Origin of the sequence: Amycolatopsis umgeniensis, from assembly GCF_014205155.1 — a bacterium.
Lineage (GTDB): Bacteria > Actinomycetota > Actinomycetes > Mycobacteriales > Pseudonocardiaceae > Amycolatopsis > Amycolatopsis umgeniensis.
In genome coordinates, this window is record NZ_JACHMX010000001.1 from 2,574,987 (window position 1) to 2,595,577 (window position 20,591).

The 20,591-nt window shown below is 69.3% G+C and carries 22 protein-coding genes; 14 read left to right on the forward strand and 8 right to left on the reverse strand.

Features of this window, described 5'->3' with window-relative positions:
• Positions 1-39: 39 nt before the first annotated feature.
• The 6 genes from HDA45_RS11620 to HDA45_RS11645 all read left to right on the forward strand — a co-directional run bounded on the left by HDA45_RS11620 (position 40) and on the right by HDA45_RS11645 (position 5,958).
• Complete coding sequence (locus HDA45_RS11620) at positions 40-1,080, forward strand: sensor histidine kinase (RefSeq protein WP_184894563.1); 1,041 nt, start codon at positions 40-42, stop codon at positions 1,078-1,080.
• A complete protein-coding gene (locus HDA45_RS11625) occupies positions 1,077-1,847 on the forward strand; it encodes a response regulator (RefSeq protein ID WP_184894565.1) in 771 nt (256 codons plus the stop codon). Before HDA45_RS11620 ends, HDA45_RS11625 begins: the two co-directional genes overlap by 4 nt.
• Positions 1,844-2,191, forward strand: a complete 348-nt coding sequence (locus tag HDA45_RS11630; protein ID WP_184894567.1) for a DUF485 domain-containing protein — start codon at positions 1,844-1,846, stop codon at positions 2,189-2,191. The genes HDA45_RS11625 and HDA45_RS11630 overlap by 4 nt, the downstream gene beginning before the upstream one ends.
• Entirely contained in the window at positions 2,191-3,924 is a 1,734-nt protein-coding gene (locus HDA45_RS11635) for a sodium:solute symporter family transporter (protein ID WP_184894569.1), read from the forward strand. The genes HDA45_RS11630 and HDA45_RS11635 overlap by 1 nt, the downstream gene beginning before the upstream one ends.
• Positions 3,925-3,991: 67 nt before the next feature.
• The gene (locus tag HDA45_RS11640) at positions 3,992-4,333 is read left to right on the forward strand and encodes a DUF485 domain-containing protein (RefSeq protein WP_184894571.1); all 342 of its coding nucleotides are present in this window, start codon (positions 3,992-3,994) and stop codon (positions 4,331-4,333) included.
• Positions 4,330-5,958, forward strand: a complete 1,629-nt coding sequence (locus HDA45_RS11645) for a solute symporter family protein (RefSeq protein WP_184894573.1) — start codon at positions 4,330-4,332, stop codon at positions 5,956-5,958. The genes HDA45_RS11640 and HDA45_RS11645 overlap by 4 nt, the downstream gene beginning before the upstream one ends.
• 54 nt (positions 5,959-6,012) lie before the next feature.
• Here HDA45_RS11645 and HDA45_RS11650 read toward each other — a convergent pair whose 3' ends face one another.
• Together HDA45_RS11650 and HDA45_RS11655 are read right to left on the reverse strand one after the other, a co-directional pair.
• Positions 6,013-6,756 carry an isocitrate lyase/PEP mutase family protein gene (locus tag HDA45_RS11650; protein ID WP_184894575.1) on the reverse strand — a complete coding sequence of 248 codons (744 nt, stop codon included), beginning with the start codon at positions 6,754-6,756 and terminating at the stop codon, positions 6,013-6,015.
• Positions 6,753-7,217, reverse strand: a complete 465-nt coding sequence (locus HDA45_RS11655; RefSeq protein WP_184894577.1) for a carboxymuconolactone decarboxylase family protein — start codon at positions 7,215-7,217, stop codon at positions 6,753-6,755. Before HDA45_RS11655 ends, HDA45_RS11650 begins: the two co-directional genes overlap by 4 nt.
• Positions 7,218-7,263: 46 nt before the next feature.
• On the opposite strand from HDA45_RS11655, the gene pdxR reads away from it, so the two are divergent.
• A complete protein-coding gene (pdxR, locus tag HDA45_RS11660; protein ID WP_184894579.1) occupies positions 7,264-8,643 on the forward strand; it encodes a MocR-like pyridoxine biosynthesis transcription factor PdxR in 1,380 nt (459 codons plus the stop codon).
• Between the two features lie 75 nt (positions 8,644-8,718).
• Here the strand turns inward: pdxR and HDA45_RS11665 are convergent, their stop codons facing one another.
• A complete protein-coding gene (locus HDA45_RS11665; protein ID WP_184905514.1) occupies positions 8,719-9,399 on the reverse strand; it encodes a peptidylprolyl isomerase in 681 nt (226 codons plus the stop codon).
• Between the two features lie 146 nt (positions 9,400-9,545).
• Here HDA45_RS11665 and HDA45_RS11670 point away from each other — a divergent pair, with 146 nt between their 5' ends.
• Positions 9,546-10,133 (forward strand): hypothetical protein, encoded by a 588-nt coding sequence (locus tag HDA45_RS11670; RefSeq protein ID WP_184894581.1) that lies wholly within the window; start codon positions 9,546-9,548, stop codon positions 10,131-10,133.
• A 117-nt stretch (positions 10,134-10,250) separates the two neighbouring features.
• Positions 10,251-10,604, forward strand: coding sequence for a beta/gamma crystallin domain-containing protein (locus HDA45_RS11675; protein ID WP_184894583.1), 354 nt, complete (start codon positions 10,251-10,253; stop codon positions 10,602-10,604).
• A 212-nt stretch (positions 10,605-10,816) separates the two neighbouring features.
• On the opposite strand, the gene meaB is transcribed toward HDA45_RS11675, so the two are convergent.
• Together meaB and HDA45_RS11685 are read right to left on the reverse strand one after the other, a co-directional pair.
• Positions 10,817-11,785 (reverse strand): methylmalonyl Co-A mutase-associated GTPase MeaB, encoded by a 969-nt coding sequence (gene meaB, locus HDA45_RS11680; RefSeq protein ID WP_184894585.1) that lies wholly within the window; start codon positions 11,783-11,785, stop codon positions 10,817-10,819.
• A gap of 5 nt (positions 11,786-11,790) precedes the next feature.
• Complete coding sequence (locus tag HDA45_RS11685; RefSeq protein ID WP_184894587.1) at positions 11,791-12,972, reverse strand: acetyl-CoA C-acyltransferase; 1,182 nt, start codon at positions 12,970-12,972, stop codon at positions 11,791-11,793.
• 132 nt (positions 12,973-13,104) lie between these two features.
• Between HDA45_RS11685 and mce the strand changes: the two genes are divergently transcribed.
• Positions 13,105-13,554, forward strand: coding sequence for a methylmalonyl-CoA epimerase (mce, locus tag HDA45_RS11690; protein ID WP_184894589.1), 450 nt, complete (start codon positions 13,105-13,107; stop codon positions 13,552-13,554).
• Here the strand turns inward: mce and HDA45_RS11695 are convergent.
• Entirely contained in the window at positions 13,548-14,111 is a 564-nt protein-coding gene (locus tag HDA45_RS11695; protein ID WP_184894591.1) for a TetR family transcriptional regulator, read from the reverse strand. The two genes, mce and HDA45_RS11695, sit on opposite strands and share 7 nt — an antisense overlap.
• 16 nt (positions 14,112-14,127) lie before the next feature.
• Positions 14,128-14,496, reverse strand: a complete 369-nt coding sequence (locus tag HDA45_RS11700; protein ID WP_184894593.1) for an SPW repeat protein — start codon at positions 14,494-14,496, stop codon at positions 14,128-14,130.
• A gap of 203 nt (positions 14,497-14,699) precedes the next feature.
• Here HDA45_RS11700 and ccrA point away from each other — a divergent pair, with 203 nt between their 5' ends.
• The 4 genes from ccrA to HDA45_RS11720 all read left to right on the forward strand — a co-directional run bounded on the left by ccrA (position 14,700) and on the right by HDA45_RS11720 (position 18,959).
• Positions 14,700-16,040 carry a crotonyl-CoA carboxylase/reductase gene (gene ccrA / locus HDA45_RS11705; RefSeq protein ID WP_184894595.1) on the forward strand — a complete coding sequence of 447 codons (1,341 nt, stop codon included), beginning with the start codon at positions 14,700-14,702 and terminating at the stop codon, positions 16,038-16,040.
• A 104-nt stretch (positions 16,041-16,144) separates the two neighbouring features.
• The gene (locus HDA45_RS11710) at positions 16,145-17,254 is read left to right on the forward strand and encodes a chromosome segregation protein (protein ID WP_184905516.1); all 1,110 of its coding nucleotides are present in this window, start codon (positions 16,145-16,147) and stop codon (positions 17,252-17,254) included.
• 107 nt (positions 17,255-17,361) lie between these two features.
• On the forward strand, positions 17,362-17,811 hold the full coding sequence (locus HDA45_RS11715) for a universal stress protein (protein WP_184894597.1): 450 nt from the start codon (positions 17,362-17,364) through the stop codon (positions 17,809-17,811).
• Entirely contained in the window at positions 17,811-18,959 is a 1,149-nt protein-coding gene (locus tag HDA45_RS11720) for an adenylate/guanylate cyclase domain-containing protein (protein WP_184894599.1), read from the forward strand. The genes HDA45_RS11715 and HDA45_RS11720 overlap by 1 nt, the downstream gene beginning before the upstream one ends.
• A gap of 372 nt (positions 18,960-19,331) precedes the next feature.
• Here the strand turns inward: HDA45_RS11720 and HDA45_RS11725 are convergent, their stop codons facing one another.
• Complete coding sequence (locus tag HDA45_RS11725; protein WP_184894601.1) at positions 19,332-20,564, reverse strand: aldehyde dehydrogenase family protein; 1,233 nt, start codon at positions 20,562-20,564, stop codon at positions 19,332-19,334.
• Positions 20,565-20,591: the final 27 nt, after the last annotated feature.

Below are 20,591 nucleotides of genomic sequence, written 5' to 3' on the forward strand. Positions count from 1 at the left end.
ACGTTAGGATCCAGTCCTCGACGTCGCGGAGGAGGCCGGATGACCACCCGTCTGCCCTGGCGTCCCGCCGCGAGCGCGGATCCGGTGCCGGTGCTCGCCGCCGCCCAGCGTGCCTCCGACGATCTCATGGACGGCCTCGCCGGGCCCCGCGCCCGCCACGCGGCGCACGGCCTCCGCAGGCTGTTCGAGGTCCCCGGCCTCGGGCTCACCGACCTCTCCGGTTCGCTCATCTGGTCCGGTCGCCCGGCGGCCGACGACGTCGTCGCCTCCGCGCTCGACGAGGTCCTCCACTCCGAGACACCGGTGTCCGAACCCGGTCTGCTGGCGATGCCGCTCCACGTCCACGAAGAACTGTCCGGTGTCCTCCTGGTCGCGGGCGGGACGAACACCCTCGCGCGCCAGGCCGCCGAGCTCGTCGTCCACGCGCTCGAGCGCGGGAGGCTGGAGGCGTCGGCCGAGCAGGCCGCGGAGGCGGAACTGCGCGCGCTGCGGGCCGAGATCTCCCCGCATTTCGTCTACAACGCGCTCACCGTGATCTCCTCGCTGGTCCGCTCCGATCCGGATCGCGCGCGCGATCTGATGCTCGACTTCGCCGAGTACACCCGCTACAGCCTCGCCCGGCACGGCGAGTACACGATGGTCGCCGAGGAGTTCCGCGCCATCGAGACCTATCTGGCGCTGCAGCGCGCGGTGCTCGGCGAACGGCTGCGGGTGCAGGTGCGCGTTGCGCCGGAGGTGCTGGCCGTCGCGGTGCCGTATCTCGTACTGGAACCGTTGGTGGAGAACGCGATCCGGCACGGGATCGAACCTCGCTCCGAGGCTGGGTTCATCCAGGTGCAGGGAATGGCGGAAGGGAACGACTGCGTGATCAGCGTCGAGGACGACGGTCCCGGCATGGACCCCGCGCGTGCGGCGGCGATCCTGTCGGGACGCGGCGACGGCGTCGGACTGGCCAATGTGGACAGAAGGCTGCGCAGCGTCTACGGGCCCTGGTACGGCCTGACGGTCGAGACCGAGTCCGGCGCGGGCACCAGGGTCGTGGTGCGCGTGCCCCGTTTCCAGCCGGGGGTGCTGCCGTGACGAACGGTCTCCGGGTGCTGGCGGTCGACGACGTCCCGCCAGCCCTCGACGAGCTGTGCAGCCTGCTGCGCGAGGCACCGGAAGTCGCCGAGGTGGTCGCGGCCGGTGACGCGTTGAACGCGCTCAAGCTGTTGCAGGGCAGTCATTTCGACGCCGTCTTCCTCGACATCTCCATGCCCGGCCTAGACGGGCTCGAGCTCGCCTCGCTGCTGGCGCGGCTCAACGAACCGCCGGTGATCGTGTTCGTCACCGCGCACGACGGTCACGCCGTCGCCGCGTACGGCATCGGCGCCGTCGACTACCTGCTCAAACCGGTCCGCGCGGAACGGCTGTCCGCCGCACTGTCCAAAGTGGTCAGGATGGCGGGCAACCAGGCCGACGAACCACGGCCCGCGCCGGACGCGATGTCCGCGCTGCCGGTGGAATCCGGCGGGCGGACGCGCTACGTCCGGCGCGACGACGTGCAGTTCGTCGAGGCGCACGGCGACTACGTCCGGCTGCACACGAAATCCGGCGTCCACGTCACGCGGATGCCCATCTCCCGGCTCGAAGAGTATTGGGAGGGAACGGGTTTCACCCGGGTGCACCGGGGCTTCCTGCTCGCCGTCGACGCGGTGCTCGAACTGCGCAGCGACACCACCGGCGGGCTCCTGGCACATACCGAGGCCGGAGACGTCCCGGTGAGCCGCCGCCACGCGCGAGACCTGCGTGACAGGCTGCTCGCCGCCGCGCAACGCGGGGAACTCGGCCGGGGAAGCCGCCCGTGAGCCGCGTCAAACGGGTCGCCGTCACCAGCCCGCAGACCCGGCTCGCGCATTCGCGGCGCCGGTCGCGCGGACGCTGGCGTGTCCCCCGGCTGGCGGCGGGCGACGCCGAACGCGCGGACCTGCTGTACCGGGCCCAGCGCCGTCGCGGGCTGCCCGCGCTGGCCGGGATGTTCGGCCTGGTGTTCGGGCTCCCGCTGGTGTTCGGGCTGTTCCCCGGGCTGGATTCGGTGCGGCTGTTCGGTATCCCGCTGTCCTGGCTGATGATCGCCGTCCTCCCGTATCCGGCCATGGCGCTGCTTTCGTGGTGGCAGTTGCGCCGGGCGGAAAAGATCGAGGACGACTAGTGGTCGCGGCACTCTCGGTGGCCCCCGTCGTGCTGATCACCCTGCTGATCGGCTTGCGCGGTGTCGCCGCCATGCGCACGACGTCGGATTTCCTCGTCGCCTCGCGCCGGATCTCGCCGCTGGTCAACTCCGCCGCCGTCTCGGGCGAGTACCTGTCCGCGGCGTCGTTCCTCGGTGTCGCCGGGCTGGTGGTGAAGGACGGCATCGGCGCGCTCTGGTATCCGGTCGGGTTCACCGCCGGGTACATCGCGATGCTGGTGCTCGTCGCGGCGCCGATGCGGCGCTCCGGCGCGCTCACCGTCCCGGACTTCGCCGAAGCCCGGCTCGCCTCCCCCGCCCTGCGCCGCCTCGCCGCTTTCGTCGTCCTCGTGATCGGAACCCTTTACCTGGTACCGCAATTCCGGACGGCGGGGCTCGTGCTGACAGCGGTCGGCGGCACGCCGTACTGGGTGGGCGTCGTCATCGCGGGCACCGCCGTCAGTGCGACGCTGGCGCTCGGCGGGATGCGCGCGGCGACCTACGTCCAGGCTTTCCAGTTCGTGCTGAAACTGCTGCTGTTCATCGTCCCCGCGATCTGGCTGGTCGCCCAGGTCTCGCCAGAGGAACGGTCGGCTTCGGTGCACCCAGTGGAATTCACCCACTTCGCCCGCGACACCGAGCTTTCGTTCGAGATCGACGTGACGCTGACCCTGCGCGAGCCGACCACCCTGCTCAGCCCGGAAAAGCGGGTCGTGCCACCGGGAGAGCTGGTGGCCAGGAGCGGGGAGTCGCTGGAATTCGCGGCGGGCACCCCGGTTCCCGCCGTCCGGGGCGGCGCCCCGCTGGGCGGGCCGGACTGGCAACGGCCGCTGCTCGACCTCGGCGATCACGGCTATCCGCTGCTCGGCACGTGGGCGATCCTGATCGCGACCATGCTCGGCACCATGGGCCTGCCGCATGTCCTGATGCGCTTCCACACCAGCCCGGACGGCCGCGCCGCCCGCCGGACCGCGGCGATCACCGTCGCCCTGCTCGGCGTTTTCTACCTGTTCCCAGGGGTTTACGGTGTCCTCGGCCGGGTGCTGGTGCCCGAACTGTACGTCTCCGGCGCGACGGACACCGTCGTCGTCGCGCTGCCGGCGCAGGTCGACGACGGCTGGGCGGGGTCGCTGTTCACCGGGCTGCTGACGGCGGGCGCGTTCGCCGCGTTCCTGGCGACGTCGCTCGGCCTGCTGCTGGTGATCTCCGGCGCGATCGCGCACGACCTGGCGCCAGGCGGCCTGCGAAGACTGCGATGGTCGGTGCTCGGGGCCGCGGCGGTGATGGTCCTGCTCGCGCTGCCCTCGGCCAGATTGGACGCCGGCGTCCTCGTCACCTGGGGGTTCACCGTGGCCGCGTCGACGTTCTGCCCCTTGCTGGTCCTCGGTATCTGGTGGAACCGGCTCACCGCGGCGGGTGCGATCAGCGGTGTCCTCACCGGACTCGTCGCGTCTTCGGGCTCGATCCTCGTCGCGCTGTTCGCGCCGACGTTGAGCGGTCTGCCCGCCATCCTGGTGTCCCAGCCCGCACCGTGGTCGGTTCCGCTGGCATTCGGCGTAATGATCGTGGTTTCCTTGCGGGGCAGGCCTCCCGCCTGGTCGACGGCCGCCATGTTGCGGCTGCATCTGGACGATCGCACAGCCGAGACCCCTTCGTCGTGGTCCGAGTACCGTTCGTCGACCGTTCGTCGTCTCGGCAGGCGTTTGAACCGCTGAAGGTTCCGGTCCCCATGCCCCCTCCCTAACGTGTCGCGGAACACATTCGCGGCGCGAGGAGAGCACGATGAGCACCGAAACGGACACTCCCAGTCCGCCTGAGACGGACTGGGACAAAGCCCACGACAGCCCCGAGTTCAAGGAGTTGCGTTCGCGGCTGCGCCGGTTCGTGTTCCCCGTCTCGGCGCTGTTCCTCGTCTGGTACCTGCTTTACGTGCTGCTCGCCGATTACGCGCACGGCTTCATGAGCACGAAGCTGTTCGGCAACATCACCGTCGGCCTCGTCTTCGGCCTGCTGCAGTTCGTTTCGACCTTCGTGATCACCGGGCTCTACGTCCGCTACGCGAACAAGAAACTCGACCCCCTCGCGGAAAAGATCCGCACGGACATCGAGAGTGAGACCAAATGACCCTCGCCGCCGGAGTCGAGGGCAGCAGCCCCACACTCAACATCACCATCTTCGGTCTCTTCGTGCTGGTCACCCTGTTCGTCGTGTTCCGCGCCAGCCGCAACACGAAGACGGCTTCGGACTACTACGCCGCGGGCCGCGCGTTCACCGGTCCGCAGAACGGCGTCGCCATCGCGGGCGACTACCTCTCCGCCGCGTCGTTCCTCGGGATCGCGGGTGCGATCGCCGTTTACGGTTACGACGGTTTCCTTTACTCCATCGGCTTCCTGGTGGCGTGGCTGATCGCGCTGCTGCTGGTCGCGGAACTGCTGCGCAACACCGGCAAATTCACCATGGGCGACGTGCTGGCCTTCCGGATGAAGCAGCGTCCGGTGCGGGCCGCGGCGGCGACGTCCACCCTCGCCGTCTCGTTCTTCTACCTGCTGGCGCAGATGGCGGGTGCCGGTGGCCTCGTCGCGCTGCTGCTCGGGATCGAGAGCAAAGCCGGGCAGGCCGCGATCATCGTGATCGTCGGCATCATCATGATCGCCTACGTGCTCATCGGCGGCATGAAGGGCACCACCTGGGTCCAGATCATCAAGGCGGCGCTGCTGATCGCGGGCGCGCTCGCGATGACGCTGTGGGTGCTCGGCATGTACGGCTTCAACCTTTCCGCGCTGCTGCAGGGCGCCGTGGACAAGGCGGGCAAGGCCGGTGAAGCGCTGCTCGGGCCGGGCAACCAGTACGGCAAGACCGGCACCACGAAGCTGGACTTCCTGTCGCTCGGCATCGCGCTGGTGCTCGGTACCGCGGGCCTGCCGCACGTGTTGATGCGCTTCTACACCGTGCCGACAGCGAAGGAAGCCCGTCGTTCCGTGGTGTGGGCGATCGCGCTGATCGGCGTCTTCTACCTGTTCACCCTGGTGCTCGGCTACGGCGCCGGTGCGCTCGTCGGCGCGGACAAGATCAAGGCAGCGCCGGGCGGCGTGAACTCGGCCGCCCCGCTGCTGGCACTGGAACTCGGCGGACCGGTCCTGCTGGGCCTGATCGCGGCGATCGCCTTCGCGACGATCCTCGCCGTGGTCGCGGGGCTGACGATCACCGCGTCGGCGTCGTTCGCGCATGACGTCTACGCCAACGTGATCAAGAAGGGCAAGGCGTCACCGGCTTCCGAGGTGAAGGTCGCCCGGATCACCGCGCTGGTGATCGGGGCCGTCGCGATCCTCGGCGGCATCCTCGCCAACGGCCAGAACATCGCTTTCCTCGTGGCGCTGGCGTTCGCGGTGGCGGCGTCGGCGAACCTGCCGACGATCCTGTACTCGCTGTTCTGGAAGCGCTTCAACACCCAGGGCGCGTTGTGGAGCATCTACGGCGGTCTCGCGGTCTGCGTACTGCTGATCGTGTTCTCACCGGCGGTCTCGGGTAAGCCCGTCGACGCCAAGACCGGGAAGAGCGCCTCGATGATCCAAGGCCTCGACTTCCACTGGTTCCCGCTCGACAACCCCGGCATCGTCTCGATCCCGGTCGCGTTCTTCCTCGGCTGGCTCGGCACCGTGCTGTCCAAGGAACACAACCAGAAGAAGTACGCCGAAATGGAGGTCCGCTCCCTCACCGGCGCGGGCGCCGAGAAGGCGGTCTCCCACTAGTCGCCGGGACGGTGCGGCCGGCATCCAACGCCCCCGGCCGCACCGTCCCGGTTCTCAGTAAGGCAGCTTCCCCGCCGCCACCCCGGCCAGTTTCGCCTCGATGTCCGCGCGAACGGCCTTCCACAGCCCGGTACCCAGCGAGATCCGCGCCACCCCCAGTTCGGCGAGCGCGGAGAGATCGGGGCCTCCCGGCAGCGGAGCGGCGTTGACCGCACCCGGCGCGACGGCCTTCACGAACTCGCCGAGCACCTCCGGCGACTTCACCAGGATCGGATAGACGCAGTCCGCCCCGGCCTCGAGATAGGCCTTGGCCCGCGCGACGGCGTCGTCGAGAACCGCCCGCTCATCGGACGCGCCCAGGAAGACGTCGACGCGGGCGTTGATCACCAGCGCGTCCCCGGCGGCCTCGTGCAGCCGAGCGATCCGCTCCGCCTGCGCCTCCAACGCACGAAGTCCGCCGGCCACGTGATCGGTGTCCTCGTAGTTGCAGCCGACGGCACCCGCCTCGGCCAGCCTCTCCGCGAGTTCTCCCGCTTCGAGCCCGTAACCGCCTTCGGCGTCGACTGTCACCGGAACCGAGACAGCCCGCGCGATCCTGGCGGCCGCGGCGAACATTTCGGCGGCGGGTGCGTCTTCCCCGTCGTCGTACCCGAGCACCTTGGCGATGGCGAAGGAACTCGTCGCCACGACGGGGAAACCGGCGGCTTCCACGAGGCGGGCGCTGTCGGCGTCCCACGCGTTCGGCAGGAGCAGCGGCGTACCCGCGACGTGCAGTTCCCGCAGTCGTGCCGAGCTCATTCCGCGCGCTCGGGCAGCGGCGCGTGGCTGGTCACGCACATCCGGTTCCAGCTGTTGATCGCGATGATCTCCCACGCGACCGCGCGGTACTGCGCCTCGTCGAAGACACGGGTCGCCTCGTCGTAGACGTCGTCCGGGACGTCGTGGAGGGTGGCGACGTTGGTCATCGCCTCGGTGAGCGCCAGCGCGGCGCGCTCCTGCTCGTTGAAGAGCTCGGTCTCGCGCCAGCCCTCGAGCACGTACAGCCGCCTCGGCGACTCACCCTGCTGCACCGCGTCGTGGGAGTGCATGTCGAGACAGAAGGCGCAGTGGTTGATCTGCGACGCGCGCATCTTCACCAGTTCGAGGAGCTTCTGCTCGACGCCGGCGTTCGCGGCGGCCTTCTCGACTTCGGCCTGCAGCTTCGCCATGGCCTGGTAGATCTCGGGCACTCGTTTGCCCAGGTGGATTCGCTCTGTCATGACTTCGAATCTAGCGCCAACTGGCCCACGGGTATGGTCCAGTCACATGGCAGAATCATGGTCCAGTTCGGGAATGGACGTCCACCTGGACTGGCGCCCCGAAAGCGGCCGGACCGGGCTCGCGGCCGCGATCCGCGCGGCCATCCGGGAGGGACGCTGGCAGCCGGGCGCCGCGGTGCCCTCGACCAGGGCTTTGGCGCAGGATCTCGGGGTCGCCAGGGGAACGGTCACCCGCGTCTACGCCGATCTCGCGGCCGAGGGGTACTTGCGGACCACGCAGGGCGCCCCGACCCGGGTCGCGACGGCGGGCGCGCTGCCCGCGTCGCCACCGAGGCCCGTCCCCCGTGATCCGGCGCCGCGCTGGGACCTGCGCCCCGGAAGGCCGAACCTGTCCGCGTTCCCCCGGGCGGCTTGGCTCGCGGCGACCCGGCGGGCCCTGCACCGGGCACCCGCGTCGGCGTTCGACTACCCGGCCGAATCCGGCGCGGCGGAACTGCGCGAGACGCTCGCCGCGTATCTGGCCAGGAGCCGCGGCGTGGTCGCCGATCCCGAGCGCATCCTGGTGTGCGCCGGGTTCTCGCACGCGATGGCGATCCTGGCGCGGGTGCTGCACGCGCGCGGCGCGGACGAGATCGCGTTCGAGAACCCGTCACTGCATCTCTACCGGAACATCGCCGCGGCCAACGGCCCGCACGTGGTCGGCGTCCCCGTTGACGACCACGGAATCGAAGTGTCCGCTTTGGACAGCCCGGCGGTGGTGGTCACCCCGGCGCACCAGTACCCGCTCGGCGTCACGCTCGCCCCTCGGCGGCGGGCGGAACTCACCCGATGGGCGGAGGAGACCGGCGCCGTCGTCATCGAGGACGACTACGACGGCGAGTTCCGGTTCGACCACCAGCAGGTCGGCGCGCTGCAGGCGCTGGCACCCGAACGGGTCGTGTACGTGGGTACGACGAGCAAGACGCTCGCGCCGGCGTTGCGCCTGGGCTGGATGGTGCTGCCGCGGTTCCTGGTCGAACCGGTGCGCGCGGAGATGGTCGCGAGCGGCGCCCGGCCCGCGCTGCTGGACCAGCTCGCGATGGCCGAACTGATCGAATCGGGCGCCTACGACCAGCACATCCGCCGCTGCCGCGCCGAGTACCGCTCCCGGCGGGACCGGCTGCTCGCGGCCTTACCGGATTCCGTGCTGCCGCAGGGCATCTCGGCGGGACTGCATCTGGTACTCCAGTTTCCGGGTGAGATGCCCCGGGAGATGGAGGTGATGGCCGCCTGCCGCCGTCGCGCGATCGGGCTCGAAGGGCTCAGCGGCTACTGGATCGGCGAGCCCCAGCGTGAGGGGCTCATCATCGGGTACGGCGCCGCCGCGAAGCACGCTTTCGGCGGCGCCACCCAGGCCCTGCGCGAGGCCATCTTCGAAGTCACCTGACCCCGCTTTCAGTCCTCTGAATGCGGTAGTTCGTTGTGCGAACCACCGCATCCAGAGGACTGAACGCGACCGGGGTCAGCAGAACCAGGGGCGCGCCCGGAGGATGTCGGTCTTCAGGACGGGGGCGCCGTCGACCGGAGCGGGGTTCTCCGGGGTCGGCTTGATGCCGCCCGCGGCGACGTCGTCGAGGGTTTCGAGGCCATCGCGGCCGACGGTGCCGAAGATCGTGTAGTTCGGGCGCAGCGCGGAGTCGCCGTACACGACGAAGAACTGGCTCCCGTTCGTCGCCGGTCCCGCGTTGGCCATCGCGAGGACGCCGCGCGAGTACACCTTGCGCTCGCCGGTCGGATCGGTCGGCGCGGGCGGCAGGCCGACGGGCAGCTCGTCCTTGTACTTGTAGCCGGGCCCCTTCTCACCGGTGCCGCTCGGGTCACCGCACTGCAGCACCTTCAACGTCGGGTACGCGGTCAGCCGGTGGCAGGTCGTGCGATCGTAGAAGCGGTGCGTCGCGAGGTGCAGGAAGCTCTGCACCGTGCACGGCGCCTTCGCCCGATCGAGGGTCAGATCGATCTTGCCCTGATTGGTCTTCAACTGCACCGGCACCTTGCCCCGGTTCGGCGTGCGACGGGGGTCCGGCGGCAGCGGGACCGGCCGCGCGGCCGGGTCCTCCGGTGTCTGCGTGTACTGGCACGGACCCTTGGTGACCTTCGAGGGAACGGTCTCCGCGGACGCCGTTCCGGTACCGGCCGCGAGCATCAGCCCGGCGCCCAGCACAGCCACAAAGACTTTCGCGATCCTCTGCACGGTTCCTGCCTCCCAGCCGTGGACGAAGAGGAGAGCATAGGGTGAATCCCCACCGCTCACACAGGTCCGGAAGTAGGTCCGCGGTTAGGGTCGGATCCGTGGAGATCGCCGAACGACACCAGTGGCAGCTGAACGCGCTGACCTTCCTCTACGCGTACACGCAGTACGTCCTGGTGCACGAGAGGGTCATGGCCGGGCAGCCGCCGGACAAGCCTGCCGAACTCGACAAGCCGCGCGTCCTGAGACTCGCCAAGATCGTCGACGACATGATCCTCGACTTCCGCAAGGAGGACGGGCTGACCGACCTCGAACGGCGCCGGGTCATCCGCCTCGCCAGGGAGATCAAGTCGAACGTCCGGGAGAAGTGGCCGCCGACCGAACCGTCGCTGACCGAGTGGATCGCCTCGGCCGCCGCGCACTTCTACTGCGAGGAGCACATCAACAACGGCTACGTCCGGATGGGCCGCGTCTTCGATCCCGACATGGCGGACAGGTTCCTGGAGCGCGTCGAGTTCTGCCGGGGGCAGACCGTCACGATCACGAACTACGCCAACAAGGTCGCCGACGGCGAACAGCTCACCTACGGCGAGACCAACCAGCTCGAGGTCTGGAAAGAGGACGCGATCGGCCATTTGGACAATCTCGACAGCGACTTCGGCGACATCAAGATGTACGTCGAATTCTGACCGCTGCACGGACGGCCAGACTTGGCTGTCCCAACGCACCCGGGAAATTGACACCGGCCACCTTTGATCGCGATGCTCGAAAGCGCACTCCTTTTCCCTTCACTAAAGGAGAATTCCGTGATCTCGAGCAAGAAGAGGGCCCGGCGCGTCCTGGCCGTGGCGGCCGCCGCTGCCGCCACGTTCAGCATGCTCGTGCCGACAGGGACGTCTTTCGCCATCGACCACATCCCCTGCCGGGACGGGGAGAACTTCCTGAAGATCTGGTCGCACCTCGGCGGGAGCAGCAGCGTCGACTGCTACGCCAACCGCGGGAGGATCAGCTTCGGCGGGTGGTGGATCGACAGGATCTACACCGGTAACAACGACCTGATGTACTACGACAGCAATGGCGCTGACGTGAGAATCAACCGGTGGACCGATATCAGTTTCCCGAATCGTCCGCCGAAGGTCCGCGTCATCGAAATCCTCTGACCGAGCCTCGTGAGTGGTAAGGACGGTTAGAGCCAAGGGTGTCTTGGGTACCTACTGGACTCCGCGTGCGAGTGATCGCAAGTGCGTGATGCCCCGCGGCCGTGTCGCGAAAGCCACTTTCGGGACACCAGACGTCGCGAAAGTGGCTTTCGCGACAACCGGACTGGCCGGCGCGACCCTCACGACGGCCCGGATCGGCGAGTCCTTACCACTCACGAGTCCCGAAGGTCCGCGATCAATTCCCCGGCCGCCGCGAACGGGTCGAGCTTCCGCGCCACCACGCGTTCGGCCAATTCGGCGAGCCGGTCGCCGGAGCGCAGGTCGACGATCTCGGCGCGCAGCCGCTGGACGGCGATGGCCTCGACCTCGTCCCGCGCCCGTGCCGCGCGGCGCCGGGGCAGTTCGTCCCTTTGGACCAGCCAGTCGTGGTGTTCGCCCAACGCGCGGACGACGTCGTCGACGCCCTCGCCGCGCGAGGCCACCGTTCGCACGATCGGCTGACGCCAACTGGGGCCTCGGATCTCCCGGCGTACCAAGGAGATCATCTGCTTGAGGTCGTGGACGGTCGCGTCCGCGCCCTCGCGGTCGGCCTTGTTGACCACGAACACGTCCGCGATCTCCAGCACGCCCGCCTTGGCCGCCTGGATCCCGTCGCCCATCCCGGGCGCGAGCAGGACCACCGTGGTGTCGGCCAGTTTCACGACGTCCACTTCGGACTGCCCGACCCCGACGGTCTCGATCAGGACGACGTCGAACCCGGCCGCGTCGAGGACGCGGACCGCCTGCGGGGTCGCCCACGACAAACCGCCGAGATGCCCGCGTGTGGCCATCGAGCGGATGAACACGCCGGGATCGGTGGCGTGCTCGGTCATCCGGATCCGGTCGCCGAGCAGCGCGCCGCCGGAGAACGGCGACGACGGGTCGATCGCCAGCACCCCGACCCGCAGTCCCTGCGCCCGCAGAGCCGTGAGCAGCGCGGACGTCGATGTCGACTTACCGACACCGGGCGGGCCGGTCAACCCCACGACACGCGCGTTGCCGGTGTGCGGCGTCAGCTTCGCCGCGACCTCGGGCAACCGCGGATGCGCGTCCTCGACCAGCGACAGCAACCGGGCGATCGCGCGGGGGACGCCGTCCCGCGCGCGACCGACCAGTTCGTCGATGTCCAGCTGTACCGGCAAAGGCTTTACGGAACGCGGAGCAGCAGCGCGTCGCCCTGGCCGCCGCCACCGCAGAGGGCGGCCGCGCCGAGGCCGCCGCCACGACGACGGAGTTCGTGGATCAGGTGCACGGCGAGGCGCGCGCCGGAGGCGCCGATCGGGTGACCGAGCGCGATGGCGCCGCCGTCGACGTTGACCTTCTCCGGGTCGAGCCCGAGCTTGTCGGCCGAAACCAGGCCGACGGCCGCGAAGGCCTCGTTGATCTCGATCAGGTCGAGCGCGTCCGCGGTCAGCTTCTCCTTGGCCAGCGCGGCCAGGATCGCGTTCGACGGCTGCTCGTGCAGGCTGGCGTCCGGACCGGAGACCACGCCGTGCGCGCCGATCTCGGCGAGCGGCGTCAGGCCCAGTTCCTCGGCCTTGGCCTTGCTGGCGACGATGACCGCGGCCGCGCCGTCGGAGATCTGCGAGGCCGAACCGGCGGTGATCGTGCCGTCGGAGGCGAACGCCGGACGCAGCTTCGCGAGGCTCTCCGCGGTGGTGTCGGCGCGGACGCCTTCGTCCTTCGAGAAGACGACCGGGTCGCCCTTGCGCTGCGGGATCGAGATCGGCGCGATCTCGGCGTCGAAGCGGCCCTCCGCGATGGCGGCGGCGGCACGCTGGTGCGAGCGCGCGGAGAACTCGTCCTGCTGCTCGCGGGTGAGGCCGTACCGGGTGTTGTACTTCTCCGTCGACGAGCCCATCGCGACCTGGTCGAAGGCGCAGAACAGGCCGTCGTAGGCCATGTGGTCGACGAGCGTCGTGTCGCCGTACTTGAAGCCGGCGCGGGATTTCGGCAGCAGATGCGGCGACTGCGTCATCGACTCCTGGCCGCCGGCCACGATCAGGTCGAACTCACCCGCGCGGATGAGCTGGTCGGCGAGCGCGATGGCGTCGAGACCGGAAAGGCAGACCTTGTTGATGGTCAACGCCGGGACGGTCATCGGGATGCCACCGGCGACCGCGGCCTGGCGGGCCGGGATCTGGCCCGCGCCGGCGGTGAGCACCTGGCCCATGATCGTGTACTGGACCGCGTCCGGGGAGACGCCGGCCTGCTCGAGCGCCGCCTTGATCGCGAATCCGCCCAGTTGCGCACCCGAGAAGTCCTTCAGGGAACCGAGCAATCGCCCGATCGGTGTACGGGCGGCACCCAGGATCACGGAACCGGACACGGCGTCCTCCAAGCATCGGCGCAAGGGCAATAGGCGGTCTTCGCGACCATACCCGGGCTACGGGTCTCTTGATGGAGCCAGTGTGAGGCGGCGCACGCCGGTCCACCCGCTCGCGCACCTATCCTGCTTTGCATGAACCAGGCGCTGAAACCGTTCGTGACCGCCATCGACCACGTCGGCATCGCGGTGCCCGACCTCGACGCCGCGATCGCCTTCCACACCGAGCATTTCGGCCTGGAGGTGGCGCACGAGGAGGTCAACGAGGAGCAGGGCGTCCGCGAGGCGATGCTGCGCGCGCCGGGCACCGCCGGCACCGAGACCGCGATCCAGCTCCTCGCGCCGCTGCGCGAGGACTCGGCGATCGGCAAGTTCCTCGCGAAGAGCGGCCCCGGCCTGCAGCAGCTGGCGTACCGAGTGTCCGATGTGGACGCCGCCGCCGCTGCGCTGCGCGCGCAGGGGCTCCGGCTGCTCTACGACGAGGCCAAGCGCGGCACGTCGAACAGCCGGGTGAACTTCGTGCACCCCAAGGACGCCGGTGGCGTACTGGTGGAACTGGTCGAGCCCGCGCAGGACGGTCACTGACCGCGCGTCAACGCTTCGGCGATGAAGAGGACCTCGCGATCGATCTCGGCGGGGTCCCCGTCTTCGTTGTGCCGCGCAGTCGCGTGGCGATGGCTGACCGCCCGCGCGAGCAGGCCGGACGCCGAATCGACGTCCGCGATCGCGAGTTTGCCGCCGGTCGCGGCGACGATCACCGCCCGCACCTGGCGGACGAGTTGCTGGAACCGTTCGGCCAGCGCGTCGCGGACCGCGCGGTGCGTGTCGGCCTCGCGCCACAACAGGTGTGACAGCGCCAAGGAGCGGTTGAACCGCCTGTCGAGTTCCAGGACGAGGCCGCGCAGGCTGCCCGCGAGGTCGCCGGGGACCACCACGACGGCCGGTTCGATCCGGGCGTCCGGCAGTTCGGCGACCAGCGCGGCCAGCAGATCCGACTTGCGCCGGAAGTAGTAGTGCACCAGGCCCTTGGGCACCCCGGCGCGTTCGGCGATCCGGGAGGTCGGGGTGGCGTCGAAACCGGATTCGGCGAAAAGCGCCTCCGCGGCCCGCAGAATGCGCTGTTTCGCCGAATCCTCTTTCACGTGGTCTCCTCGCGCGTCAGTGCTGTCCCGCCGTCTTGTGTGTCGCCTGGGCGATCGGCATCGCCGCCGCCCCGGCCACCACGGTCAAGACGCCACCGATCCAGGCGGTCCAGGACGCGCCCATGAAGTCGGCGTACCCCATCACCCAGGGCGAAATGAACAGCAGCGCGCCCAGGATGATCTGGATGCCCTCGCCGTAAACCATGCCAGGCATCGCGAGCGAAGCGAGACCGTCGAGGGCGATCAGCGCGCCGAGGACGACGAGCGTCCACATCACGGTGTTGTCCGTGGTCATCCAGAGGGGTGAAAGCGCGACCACGACACCGATGGCCACCTCCGCCCAGTCATGGGGACGTGTCCAAGGGCGCGTCGTGGGTTCATTCATGCGTGCTCACCTCCGAAAATCGACTGAACCTGCAGGTCGGAGAGATCTCCACCATCGATGGTCCGCTTGGTTGGCCAGCCGGTCAAGACCGGTCGATAACACTTCGGGATGTGTACGTGCTCCACGTCTCGTACAGTTGTGGACCCGGTTACCCATGAGTAATTTAGGCCGCCAACGCCGTCCCCCCATTCGCGGAGGTTCCGATGACGCAGCTCGGCGAGATCCAGCAGGCCATTCTGAACGATGACCTCGGCGCCGTGGCGTCGCTCGACGTGCCGGAGGCTTATCGCGGGGTGACCGTGCACAAGGACGAGGCCGACATGTTCCAGGGCCTCGAAAGCCGGGACAAGGACCCCCGCAAGTCGCTGCACGTGGACGAGGTCCCGACCCCGGAACTAGGCCCCGGCGAGGCGCTGGTCGCGGTCATGGCGAGCGCGATCAACTACAACACCGTCTGGACCTCGATCTTCGAGCCGGTCTCGACCTTCAAGTTCCTGGAGCGCTACGGGCGGCTCTCGCCGCTTTCGAAGCGCCACGACCTGCCCTATCACGTCGTCGGCTCGGACCTGTCCGGCGTCGTGCTGCGCACCGGCCCCGGCGTGCACAACTGGAAGCCGGGCGACGAGGTCGTCGCGCACTGCCTCAACGTCGAGCTCGAGGGCCCGGACGGGCACAACGACACGATGCTCGACAGCGAGCAGCGGATCTGGGGCTTCGAGACGAATTTCGGCGGCCTCGCCGAGATCGCGCTCGTCAAGTCGAACCAGCTGATGCCGAAGCCGGACCATCTCACCTGGGAGGAAGCCGCCTCCCCTGGTCTGGTGAACTCCACGGCCTACCGCCAGCTCGTTTCGCGCAACGGCGCGGACATGAAGCAGGGCGACATCGTGCTGATCTGGGGCGCTTCGGGCGGCCTCGGCTCCTACGCGACGCAGTACGCGCTCAACGGCGGCGCGATCCCGGTGTGTGTGGTCTCCAGCCCCGAAAAGGCGGAGATCTGCCGGAAGCTCGGCGCGGAACTGATCATCGACCGCAACGCCGAGGGTTACCGGTTCTGGAAGGACGAGAACAACCAGGACCCGAAGGAGTGGCAGCGGTTCGGCAAGAAGATCCGTGAGCTGACCGGCGGCGAGGACCCGGACATCGTCTTCGAGCACCCGGGCCGCGAGACCTTCGGCGCTTCGGTCTACGCCGCGCGCAAGGGCGGCACGATCGTCACGTGCGCGTCGACGTCCGGGTTCATGCACCAGTACGACAACCGCTATCTGTGGATGAACCTGAAGCGGATCATCGGCAGCCACTTCGCGAACTACCGCGAATCGTGGGAAGCGAACCGGCTGATCGCGAAAGGTCTGATCCACCCGACGCTGTCGAAGACCTATTCGCTCGAGGACACCGGCCAGGCCGCGCTGGACGTGCACCGCAACGCCCACCAGGGCAAGGTCGGCGTGCTCGCCCTTGCGCCGGAAGAAGGTCTGGGCGTCCGGAACCACGAGCTGCGCGCGAAACACATCGACGGGATCAACGCGTTCCGGAACGTTTAGCGCGCCAGAACGCACTTTCGCCGCGCGTTGCGTGGGTGCTCACCCTTCCGTGACTCCAGCTCGACTACGGTAGAAGGATGAGCCTTGGCGAGGAACGGGAGCTAGTGCCGCTGGGAGCCGGCTTCGACGTGGCGAAGCGCGGTTACAGCCGTGCGCAGGTCGACGAACATCTCGAACGGCTGGACGCCGATCTGAAGATGCTCACCGCCGATCGCGATGCCGCCATCGGACAGGCGGGCGACCTGGCACGGCAGCTGGAGATCGCACGCGGCGAGATCGCGGATCTGCGCGGGCAGGTCGACAGGCTCGCCCAGCCGCCGACGAGCGTCGAAGGCCTTTCCGAGCGGCTGCAGCGCATGCTGCGGCTCGCGCAGGACGAGTCCGCCGACACGAAGGCGCGCGCGGAAGCCGAAGCCGGGCACATCCGCGCCAAGGCGGAGACAGACGCGAGCGCCATGCGGGCCCGTTACGAGCAGCTGCTCAACGAGCTCGACCTCCGCCGCAAGGAGATGGAGGCCGAGCACCGCGGCGTGCTGGAGACCGCGCGCGCCGAGGCGAAGGACATCACCGACAAGGCGAAGGCCGAGCGCGACAAGCTCGACGCCGAGTCGCAGCAGCGTCGCACGCAGGTCGAAGAGGACTTCGAGATCGCGATGGCGTCGCGGCGCACCGAAGCCATGCACGCGCTGGCCGAGCAGGAGGCCGCGAGCAAGGCCGAAGCCGCCCGCCGTGTCCGCGAGGCCACCGAGGACGCCGCCACCATCCGCGCGAAGGTGCTCGAAGAGGAGACGGCGGCCAAGTCCGACATCGAACGCCGTCAGCGCGAGTCCGTCGCCGACGCCAACAAGCGCAAGCAGGACTCGATCACCGAGGCCAACGCCCGGCTCGCCGAGGCGGCCGACGAGGCACGCCGCCGCGTCCGGCAGGCCACCGAAGAGTCCAACCGGCGGATCACACAGGCCACCGAACGGGTCGAATCGCTCCGCAAGGTGCGCTCCAGCCTGGCCGAGCAGGTCCGCACCGCGCGGACCGCGCTCGCCGAGGCGACGCACGTACTCGGCGACGAACCGCACGTCCCGGTGGATCTGAAGGCGAAGCCGTCCTCCGATCCGGAGGCCACCGTGCAGCTGCGGACGGCCGATGTGCCGAAGGCCACATCCGGCGCGAAGCCTTCACCTCGACCTGCGGCAGCGCAGAAACCGACTGGCGAGTAACCTTCTCACCCGACCGCGTTCACGACGGCCTGCGGGCCGATCGTCCAGCGGTTATCGTCGCTGCTCGCGCGCCTGTGCGAGCCAGAGGAGATCGGTGGAGGTTGCGGATGGCTGCATATCGGACCGTGGTCGTGGGCACGGACGGCTCGGATTCCTCGTTCGCCGCGGTCGACCGGGCGGCGGGAGTCGCAGGCGACTCCGGAGCGACCCTGGTCATCGTGTGCGCCTACTACCCCGCCAACAAGGGCGACGTGGAGAAGGCGCAGGACGCCCTCGGTGACGAGGCGTACCAGGTCGTGGGTTCGGCCCCGGCCGAGGACACGCTGCTTTCGGCCCGGGACAGGGCCGCCAAAGCGGGCGCGAAGGCCATCGAGACCTCGGCCGTCGTCGGCGACCCCGTCGACGCGCTGCGCAAGGTCGTCTCCGACCGTTCCGCGGACCTGCTGGTGGTCGGCAACCGCGGGCTGAACACGCTCGCCGGCCGCATCCTGGGCTCCGTGCCGTCCGAAGTGGCCCGGAAGTCGGGTGTGGACGTGCTCATCGTCCACACCACCTAATGGCCGATACCGGCGAGCCCGCGCCCGACGCGCTTCAGCAGCGTCTCGAACGGATCCTGCTCGGCGGCAGACGCAAGTACACCCGGCTCGAAGTCGCCGAGAAGGCGGGCGTTCCCGAAGAGCGTTCTCGGCGACTTTGGCGTGCGCTGGGCTTCGCGACCGTCGACGACGACGAAGTCGTCTTCACCGACGCCGACATCGAAGCGATCCGCACCGCCGACCAGCTGATGAACTCGGGTCTGATCGACCCGAGCATCGAGCTGGCGGTGACGCGCGCGCTGGGCCAGCACCTTTCGCGGCTCGCGGAATGGCAGGTCCACATGCTGTGGTCGATGATCACCGAGAACAAGGACCTCGGCACCAGCGAACGCCAGATCGCGCGCCTCGTCGACAGGCTGCTGCCCGAACTGGAGAAGGTGCAGAACTTCGTCTGGCGGCGGCACCTCGCCGCGTACGCCGGACGCGCGTTCGCCTCCCCGGACGAAGACCTCGAAGCCAGGACAGAGGTCGTCGGCTTCGTCGACATGGTCGGCTACACCCGCCTGACCAGGCAGATCGGCGAAGACGAGCTGAGCGCCGTCCTCGACCGGTTCGAATCCGTCGCCACCGAAGTGGTCGCCGAGCACCGCGGCCGGATCGTGAAAATGATCGGTGACGAGGTGCTGTTCGTCGCCGATTCCGCCGTCGACGGCGCCGAGATCGCCCTCGCGCTGTCCGAACGCTCCGACGCCGACGAAACCCTGCCCGCCGTGCGCGCCGGGCTGGCCTCGGGCCGGATCCTCAGCCGGTTCGGCGACGTCTACGGCTCGGTCGTCAACCTCGCCGCCCGCCTCACCTCGACCGCCCGGCCGGGCACCATCCTGGTGGACAAGGAACTCGCCACCGAACTCCTGGGGTTCCCGGAGTACGAGGTCCGCACGCGGCGGCCGGTGTCGGTGCGTGGCTACAACCGGCTGCGGCCCTCGTCCCTGCGGCGGGCGCAGGAGCAGCCTTCGGGCATGTTCGCGTCCTCGCAGCAGCTCGCCGCGGAGATGCTGGGGCTGGGCACTCCTGCTCCCGGTCCGGCACCTGTCCCGGACGAGATCGAGGACGCCACCGCGGACACGCTGCCGCCCCGGCCTCGCTCGAAGCGGCGCCGGCGGCGCTGAGCTTTCCCTCGTCGCGGGAGCAAGGGACCTTTGCTATCGCCCTGCCGGGGCAAAGGCGTCACTCGCGTGATCAGGCACGGAACTCACGTGACTGGAGGCCGCACTCGGATGTGCGGTGCCTGATCACGCGAGATCCGTCCTCAATCACGCGAGATCCGGGCTTGATCACGCGAGTGCGGTGTCATGCCACCCCGGTCACCATCTCGCCCGAAGCAGCCATGTCGCCCTACCCCACTAGAGGGATTCGGCTCAGCATCGGTTCCCAGCCACGACCGTGTGGATTTCGGGACATCTGACGTCCCAAAATCCACACGGTCAAGTCACCAGAGCTCATCGCGGGAGCAAGGGACCTTTGCTATCGCCGCGGACGGCTCAGGCGGGCAGCACGGCGTATTGCCGCACGTAGAGGTCGGTGTAGGTGACCGGGCCGCGCGGGCCCGGGACCTTGTCCAGGTTGATGCCGGTCTCGGGGACGGCGAGGAGTTTGAAGCCGTCCAGCAGACGGGTGGGTGCGTTCCAGAAGACGCCGGTGCCGGTGTACGCGTCGAAGAACGCGTCGGCGGCTTCGCTGCTTTCGGTGGCGATGCCGGCGGCCAGGCCCGAGGTCTGCTCGTTGGCGATCTCCGCCGCTTCGGGCAGGCTCGCGACCTTCGCGACGGTGACGGTCGCTTCGCGGTCGGAGTCGAGCGCCCATTCGTAGCCGATGGCGTGCTCGTGCGGAGCGAGCGACGGCGTGACGCCGCGTTCGGCCAGCGCGCCGGAGATACCGGGCCAGACGCGGTCGTGGGCGGCCTCGTGGATCAGCAGCAGGTTCAGCCGGTTGCAGACGCCGAGCCTGTCGAGACTGTTGAAGACCAGCTCGCGCACCTTGTCGGTGTCGGCCGCTTCGTCGATGTACAGCACGCCGCCGCCGTCGGCGTGGGCGAGCGTACGGACGCCGTGGACGGCCGCCTCGGTCGCCAGCGCCCGGGTGCTGTCACCGCTGCCGCGCAGGATGACCAGCGGCACGAGCGCGGGGAAACGCACCAGCGCGGAAGCCGCTTCGCGCTCGGCGCGCGGCACCAGCTGGATGACGTCCGGGTCGATACCCGCCTCGGCGAGCGCGGGGGCGATGACGGCCTCCCGCAGGCGCTGGGCCGAGCCGAGCGCGGCGGAGCCCGTGCGGAGCACGCCACCGTTGCGCGACTTCACCAGCTGCGAGGCGACGTCGACCGTGACGTTCGGACGCGCCTCGTAGTTCGCGCCGATCACGCCGACCGGGCGGCGGCGTTCCACCAGCCGCAGCCCGCCGTCCAAAGTGGACACCTCGACGGACCGCTCCTGGTGCGGCGCACCGGCCAGGAGGCGGAGCTGCTCGGCCATGCCGGTCAGCCGCTCGGGGGTGATGGTGAGCCTGTCGAGCAGGCCCGCGCTCATGCCGTCCTCGCGCGCTTTGGCGATGTCGGCCTGGTTCGCCTCGAGCACCGCCTCGGCGTGCTCGACCAGCTTGCCCGCCATGGCGTTCAGCGCGGCGTCGATCGCCTCCGGGGAGGCGGCGGCCAGCGACGGCGCGGCTCGTTTCGCCGATCGAGCGCATTCCTCGACGGCCTTGGCGACCTCGTCCATCTCCGACTCCTTCCGCGCGGAACGAGC